Here is a 6879-nt window from a genome sequence, read left to right on the forward strand (position 1 = left end):
CGGCCGCCGCCCGTCCTGGGCGCTCCCCGGGCCGCTGCGCCGCCTGCTCCCCTCCCGCCTCCGCCGTCGGCCGGCCCTGCTGGCCGCCGCCCTGGCGCTGGCCGCGGTGGCGTCCGCCGCGTCGGCGCCGTCCGGGGCCGCCCCTCCCGCCCCCGAGCCGCTGGGCATCGGCGACCGCCTCTTCCCGCACCTGGGCAACCCCGGCTACGACGTCGCCGCGTACGACATCGACCTCGACTACCGCGGCGGCGACCGCCCGCTGGACGCCGTCACCCGCGTCGACGCCCGGGCCACGGGCGTGCTGCACAGCCTCAACCTGGACTTCGCGGGCGGGACCGTGCGGTCCGTGGCCGTCGACGGCCGCCGCGCCGCCTTCGCGCGGGCCGGGGAGGACCTGGTCGTCACGCCGCGGCGGCCGATGCTGCCCGGCGAGCCGTTCCGCGTCACCGTCCGCCACACCAGCGACCCGCGCGGGCTGCCGGGCGGCTCCGACAGCGGCGACGGCGGCTGGATCCGCACCCTCGACGGCCTCGCCATGGCCAACCAGGCCGACGCCGCCCACCGCGTCTTCCCCTGCAACGACCACCCGTCGGACAAGGCGCGCTTCACCTTCCACGTCACCGCGCCCCGGGACCTGACGGTCGTCGCGGGCGGCGTGCCGGTGGGCCGCGAGCGGCACGGGGCGCGCACCACCTGGGAGTACCGCGTCCTGCACCCCATGGCGACCGAACTGGCCCAGGTCTCCATCGGCCGCTCGGCGGTCGTGCGCGGCACGGGCCCGGGCGGGCTGCCGCTGCGCGACGTGGTGCCCGCCGCCGACCGGGAGCGGCTGGCGCCCTGGCTGGCCCGCACCCCGGACCAGCTCGCCTGGATGGAGGACAAGACGGGCGGCCCGTACCCGTTCGAGACCTACGGGCTGCTCATCGCCCGCGCCACCACCGGCTTCGAGCTGGAGACGCAGACCCTGTCCCTCTTCGAGCACCGCCTGTTCACCACGCCGAAGGTCCCCGAGTGGTACGTGGACTCGGTCATGGTGCACGAGCTGGCGCACCAGTGGTTCGGGGACAGCGTCACCCCCCGCACCTGGTCCGACCTGTGGCTCAACGAGGGCCACGCGACCTGGTACGAGGCGCTGTACGCGCAGGAGCGGGGCGGCCGGCCGCTGGCGCGGCGGATGCGCGCGGCCTACGCGCACTCCGACACCTGGCGCGCCGACGGCGGACCGCCCGCCGCCCCCGAACCGGGCCCTCCCGGCCGGCACATCGGCATCTTCCGGCCCACGGTCTACGACGGCGGGGCCCTGGTGCTGTACGCGCTGCGCGAGGAGATCGGCGCCGCCGCCTTCGAGCGCCTGGAGCGGGCCTGGGTGCGCCGGCACCGCGACTCGGTGGCCTCCACCGGCGACTTCGTACGGCTGGCGAGCCGGGTGGCGGGCCGCGACCTGGCGGGCTTCCTGCACCCGTGGCTGTACGGGCGGCACACCCCGCCCATGCCGGGGCACCCGGAGTGGCGGTCCGCCGCGCGGCGTGCGGCTCTTGGGGCGAAAAGCCCGGGAAACCCGGGAAAACCTGGATGACGCGGTGGGTGGGGGCATGCCACCATCGAGGTGCCGGCGGCGCGGCCGGCCGGGGAATCCCCCGGGCACCGCGCGCGTTGTACCCACTGCGAGCCGTCCGCGTGCCGGCGGCCCGCCCGCGCCGGACCTGCGCCGGAACCGCGGTTCCGGCGGGCGGGCACGCGGCACGCAGGCCGTCCTGACCTGGTCACGCAGACCGCGTCAGTCAGGGCGGACACCCACGACGTAAGGAATCCTTTGACCTCTTCCTCTCCCCTTCCGCAGGTTTCGCGAGACCGGCAGCAGCGACTCGCCGAGGGCCTTCGGGCCGACGCCCTGATGGAAGAGGACGTCGCCTGGAGCCAGGAGACCGACCAGGAGCGCGACGGCGACCAGTTCGACCGCTCCGAGCGGGCGGCGCTGCGGCGTGTCGCGGGCCTGTCCACCGAGCTCAAGGACGTCACCGAGGTCGAGTACCGCCAGCTCCGGCTGGAGCGTGTGGTGCTGGTCGGCGTGTGGACGTCCGGCACGGTCAAGGACGCGGACAACTCCCTGGCGGAGCTGGCCGCGCTGGCCGAGACCGCCGGCGCGGTCGTGCTCGACGGCGTCATCCAGCGCCGCGACAAGCCGGACCCGGCCACGTACATCGGCTCCGGCAAGGCCGAGGAGCTGCGCGACCTGGTCCTGGAGACCGGCGCCGACACCGTGGTGTGCGACGGTGAGCTGAGCCCCGGCCAGCTCATCCACCTGGAGGACGTCGTCAAGGTCAAGGTGGTCGACCGCACCGCCCTGATCCTCGACATCTTCGCCCAGCACGCCAAGTCCCGCGAGGGCAAGGCCCAGGTCTCGCTCGCCCAGATGCAGTACATGCTGCCCCGGCTGCGCGGCTGGGGTCAGTCGCTGTCCCGTCAGATGGGCGGCGGCGGCTCCGGGTCGGCGGGCGGCGGCATGGCCACCCGCGGCCCCGGTGAGACCAAGATCGAGACCGACCGGCGGCGCATCCGCGAGAAGATGGCCAAGGCCCGCCGGGAGATCGCGGAGATGCGCACCGGCCGCGAGCTCAAGCGGCAGGAGCGCAAGCGCAACAAGGTCCCCTCGGTCGCCATCGCCGGGTACACCAACGCGGGCAAGTCCTCGCTGCTCAACCGCCTCACCGGCGCGGGCGTCCTGGTGGAGAACGCGCTGTTCGCCACCCTCGACCCGACCGTGCGCCGGGCCGAGACGCCCAGCGGCCTGCTGTACACCCTCGCGGACACCGTCGGGTTCGTGCGGCACCTGCCGCACCACCTGGTCGAGGCGTTCCGCTCCACCATGGAGGAGGTCGCCGAGTCCGACCTGATCCTGCACGTGGTGGACGGTTCGCACCCGGTGCCGGAGGAGCAGTTGGCCGCCGTGCGCACGGTGATCACCGACGTGGGCGCGGCCGGCCTGCCCGAGATCGTGGTGATCAACAAGGCCGACGCGGCCGACCCGCTGGTCCTCCAGCGGCTGCTGCGCGCCGAGCCGCGCGCGATCGCCGTCTCGGCGCGCACCGGCGAGGGCATCGACGAGCTGCTGGCCCTGATCGACGCCGAGCTTCCGCGCCCGGCGGTCGAGGTCGAGGCGCTCGTGCCGTACACCCGGGGCGCCCTGGTCTCCCGGGCGCACGCCGAAGGGGAGGTGATCTCCGAGGAGCACACCCCGGAGGGCACGCTGCTCAAGGCGCGGGTGCACGAGGAGCTGGCGGCCGAGCTGCGGGCGTACGCCCCGGCAGACGCGCAGCGCTGACCCGCGGGCGCTGGTCTCGCCCTGCTTGAGGGGGCGGGACGGCGTCGGCCGCGGGCGTGCGGTCCGTACGGGCTCCCGCCGGGCCGCCGTCCGGGGTCCGTACGGTCCGCACGCCGGGCCGTGCGCGGGACCGTCCCGACGACCGAAGTCATGCGGCCCCGGGCCCGCCTCAAAGGGCGGGACCGGGGCCGTGCCGTCTCCGGCGGGTGTCTCAGGCGTGCGGCCTCGTCATCGGCCGGCGAACTTCCGGCTCACCGCGTCGTACAGGCTCTTCGCCTCGGTCCCCAGGTGCGGGCCCGCCAGCCAGGTGGCGTTCGCCGGGCCGATCGAGGTGTTGGACACCAGCGCCGGCTTGCCGTCCGAGCCGGTCGTCACCCAGCCGCCGCCCGAGGACCCCGCGGTCATCGTGCAGCCGACGCGGTACATGGTCGGCTGCGACGCGTCCAGGGACAGCCGGCCCGGCTTGTCCGAGCACTGGTAGAGCTGCTGGCCGTCGAACGGCGGCGCGGCCGGGTAGCCCGTCGCGGTCATGGACCTGATGGACGGCACGGCCGGGGCCTGGAAGTTTACCGGCAGCGCCCCGCCGACCGTCTCCTCCAGCGACTTCCCCCCGCTTCCCTCCGGCTTGACGTGCAGCACGGCGAAGTCGTACGGCGCGCCCTTGCCGCCCACCGACGCGCCCGTGTCGATCCACTGCTGGGAGGTCTGCGCCCAGTCGGCCCACCACACGCCCTTCGGCGCCAGCTGCTCCCGGGTCGCGTCGTCCAGGGCCTGGCCGGTCAGGCCCGCGTCGTTGTAGTTGGGGACGAAGGCGACGTTCTTGTACCAGCCGCCGCCCGAGCCCGCGTGCACGCAGTGGCCCGCCGTCCACACCATGTTCGACGTGCCGGGGTGCGCCGGGTCCGTCACGACGGTCGCGGAGCAGACCATCGACCCCTTGGGCCCGTCGAAGAAGACCTTGCCCGCCACCGGGACGTGCGCGCTGTAGGGGCGGTCGACCCGGGCGGCCGTGACCGGCCGCGGCTCGGGGTCGGTGACGCCCTGGTCGTCGGCCACGTCACCGGGGACCGGCTCGTCCGGGTCGCGGGCCTCCTTCATCCGGTCCGGCTTCCACAGGCCCTCGATGATCGGGTTGATGAAGTCCTCGGCCTCGCGCAGCCACTGGTCCCGGTCCCAGTTCCGCCACCCGCCGTTCTTCCACTTGTCGAGGTCGACGCCGAGTTCCTTCAGCTTGTCGTTCAGGTCCGGCAGGCTGATCTCCCGCTGGTCCGCGGAGCCCGACGGCGCGGAACCGCCGTCGCCCCCTCCGGAGTCGCACGCGGTGGCCGTCAGCGCCAGCACGCCCGCGATCGCGGCGGCGGCCAGGGCGGGGGAGCGGCGGCGGGCGCCGGGCGCCGGGCGCCGCGGGCGGCGGCGGAGGGCGGACAGGCGATTCGATGGCATGGGCGGAACTCCCCCTGAACTGCGCTGACTGACTGCTGCCTGCACTGCTGCCGGCACGGACCACCCCGGCGAGGTGCGGCCCCCACTATGCCGGTGCCGCCTACGACGGCGGCAGGCGGGTCCGCGGTTCCCGGCCGCCAAGGATCTTCCGTCCGCCCGTGATCCGACGCCCGCCGCGTCGTTGGTACGTACGAGGGACAGCCGCGAGGCGCCCCAGCCAGGCAGGAGGACCGAGCGTCATGACCGTGACCCAGCTCCCCCCGACGGTACCGCCCGCGCCGCACGACCGTGCCCAGGGCATCCTGCGGCGCCAGTCGCTGCGCGAGTCCGCCGCGCGCACGTACGCCCGGGCCCTGCCCATCGTGCCGGTCCGCGCCCGGGGCGTGACCATCGAGGGCGCCGACGGCCGCCGCTACCTGGACTGCCTCTCCGGCGCGGGCGCGCTGGCCCTCGGGCACAACCACCCGGTGGTGCTGGAGGCCATCAGGTCCGTGCTCGACTCCGGCGCGCCCTTGCAGGTGCTGGACCTGGCCACGCCGGTCAGGGACGCGTTCACCGACGAGCTGTTCACCACGCTGCCGCGCGCGCTGGCCGACCGCGCGCGCGTCCGGTTCTGCGGGCCCGCGGGCACGGACGCGGTCGAGACCGCGCTGCGGCTGGTCGCGGCGGCCACCGGGCGCCGCGGGGTGCTCGCCTTCACCGGCGCCCACCACGGCCTGACGGCCGGCGCGCTGGCGGCCTCCGGCGGCGCCCCGGAGTCCGCGGTGACGCGCCTGCCGTATCCGTACGACTACCGCTGCCCGTTCGGGGTGGGCGGCGAGCGCGGCGCGGAGCTGGCGGCGCGCTGGGCGGAGACGGTGCTGGACGACCCCAGAAGCGGCGCGAGCACCCCGGCGGGCCTGATCCTCGAACCGGTCCAGGGCGAGGGCGGCGTGATCCCGGCGCCGGACGGCTGGCTGCGCCGGATGCGCTCCCTCACCGCGGCCCGCGGTGTTCCCCTGATCGCGGACGAGATCCAGACCGGCGTCGGGCGCACCGGCGCCTTCTGGGCCGTCGGGCACAGCGGCGTGGTGCCCGACGTGATGGTGATGTCCAAGGCCATCGGCGGGAGCCTGCCGCTCGCCGTGGTCGTGTACCGCGACGACCTCGACACCTGGAGGCCCGGCGCCCACGCGGGCACCTTCCGGGGCAACCAGCTGGCGATGGCCGCGGGCGCCGCCACTCTCGCGTACGTACGGCGCCACGGCCTCGCCGAGCGGGCCGCCGAGCTGGGCGACCGCATGCTCGCGCGGCTGCGGCGGCACTTCACGGGGGCGGGTCGGGCGGGCGGCCCGCTCGGGCGGGTGGGGGAGGTGCGGGGCCGGGGGCTCATGATCGGTGTCGAGTTCGTGGCGGCCGAGGGCGGCCCGGTCGGTCCGCCGCCCGCGGCACCCGCGCTGGCGGACGCGGTCCAGCGGGAGTGCCTGCGCCGCGGCCTCATCGTGGAGGTCGGCGGGCGGTACGCGAGCGTGGTCCGCCTGCTGCCGCCGCTGACGCTCACCGACGAGCAGGCCGAGGCGGTCCTGGACCGGCTGGTGGACGCGGTCGAGGCGGCGTCACGTACGGCCGTGGGCGCGGCGTGCGGCGGTCCGGTGGTCGGCGGCTCCGTGGTCGGCTGCGGGGTGGTCGGCGGCTCTGCGGTCGGCGGCGGGGTGCGGGATCCGGTTGCGGACGGCGGGGCGGTTGCGGACGGCCCGGGGCCGGACGAGGCGGGATGGGAGCCGCTGCCGGAGAGCGGCGCGGCTGCGGACCGCGGCCTGGCCACGGGCGGCCGGGGACCGGAGCAGATCTCCGGCGCGGTGGTGCCCGACAGCCCCGGGCCGGAGCCGCTGCCGGGTGCCTCGGGCCGGGGCCCGTGCGCGTGCGGGGCCGGGGAGCGCGAGTGACGCCGATGCCGCGGGCAGCCGCCCGGGGGGCCCGTACCGGCCAGGCGCCGGTCCGACGCGCGTGCGGACCGGCCCGCACCGGCCTGGGCGCGCCGGGACCGGCGCGTCCGGACCTGCCGGGACTCCCGGTCCCAAAGAGGCCGGGACGCCCCGGCGCGACAGCGGCCGCCGCCCTGCCGCGCCCCGGCC

3 protein-coding genes and 1 pseudogene are annotated in these 6879 nt (G+C 76.2%); 3 read left to right on the forward strand and 1 reads right to left on the reverse strand.

Annotated elements, in window-relative coordinates:
- Positions 1–91 precede the first annotated feature (91 nt).
- Complete coding sequence (locus RKE29_RS26670; RefSeq protein WP_312008221.1) at positions 92–1576, forward strand: M1 family metallopeptidase; 1485 nt, start codon at positions 92–94, stop codon at positions 1574–1576.
- 237 nt (positions 1577–1813) lie between these two features.
- Positions 1814–3322, forward strand: coding sequence for a GTPase HflX (hflX, locus tag RKE29_RS26675; protein WP_312008217.1), 1509 nt, complete (start codon positions 1814–1816; stop codon positions 3320–3322).
- A 228-nt stretch (positions 3323–3550) separates the two neighbouring features.
- On the opposite strand, the gene RKE29_RS26680 is transcribed toward hflX, so the two are convergent.
- Positions 3551–4765 carry a hypothetical protein gene (locus RKE29_RS26680; protein ID WP_312008219.1) on the reverse strand — a complete coding sequence of 405 codons (1215 nt, stop codon included), beginning with the start codon at positions 4763–4765 and terminating at the stop codon, positions 3551–3553.
- A 239-nt stretch (positions 4766–5004) separates the two neighbouring features.
- On the opposite strand from RKE29_RS26680, the pseudogene RKE29_RS26685 reads away from it, so the two are divergent.
- Positions 5005–6360 (forward strand): annotated as a pseudogene (locus tag RKE29_RS26685) (diaminobutyrate--2-oxoglutarate transaminase family protein); the annotation flags it as partial.
- Between the last annotated feature and the right edge of the window lie 519 nt (positions 6361–6879).

The sequence above is a fragment of the Streptomyces sp. B1866 genome, assembly GCF_031932565.1.
GTDB lineage: Bacteria > Actinomycetota > Actinomycetes > Streptomycetales > Streptomycetaceae > Streptomyces.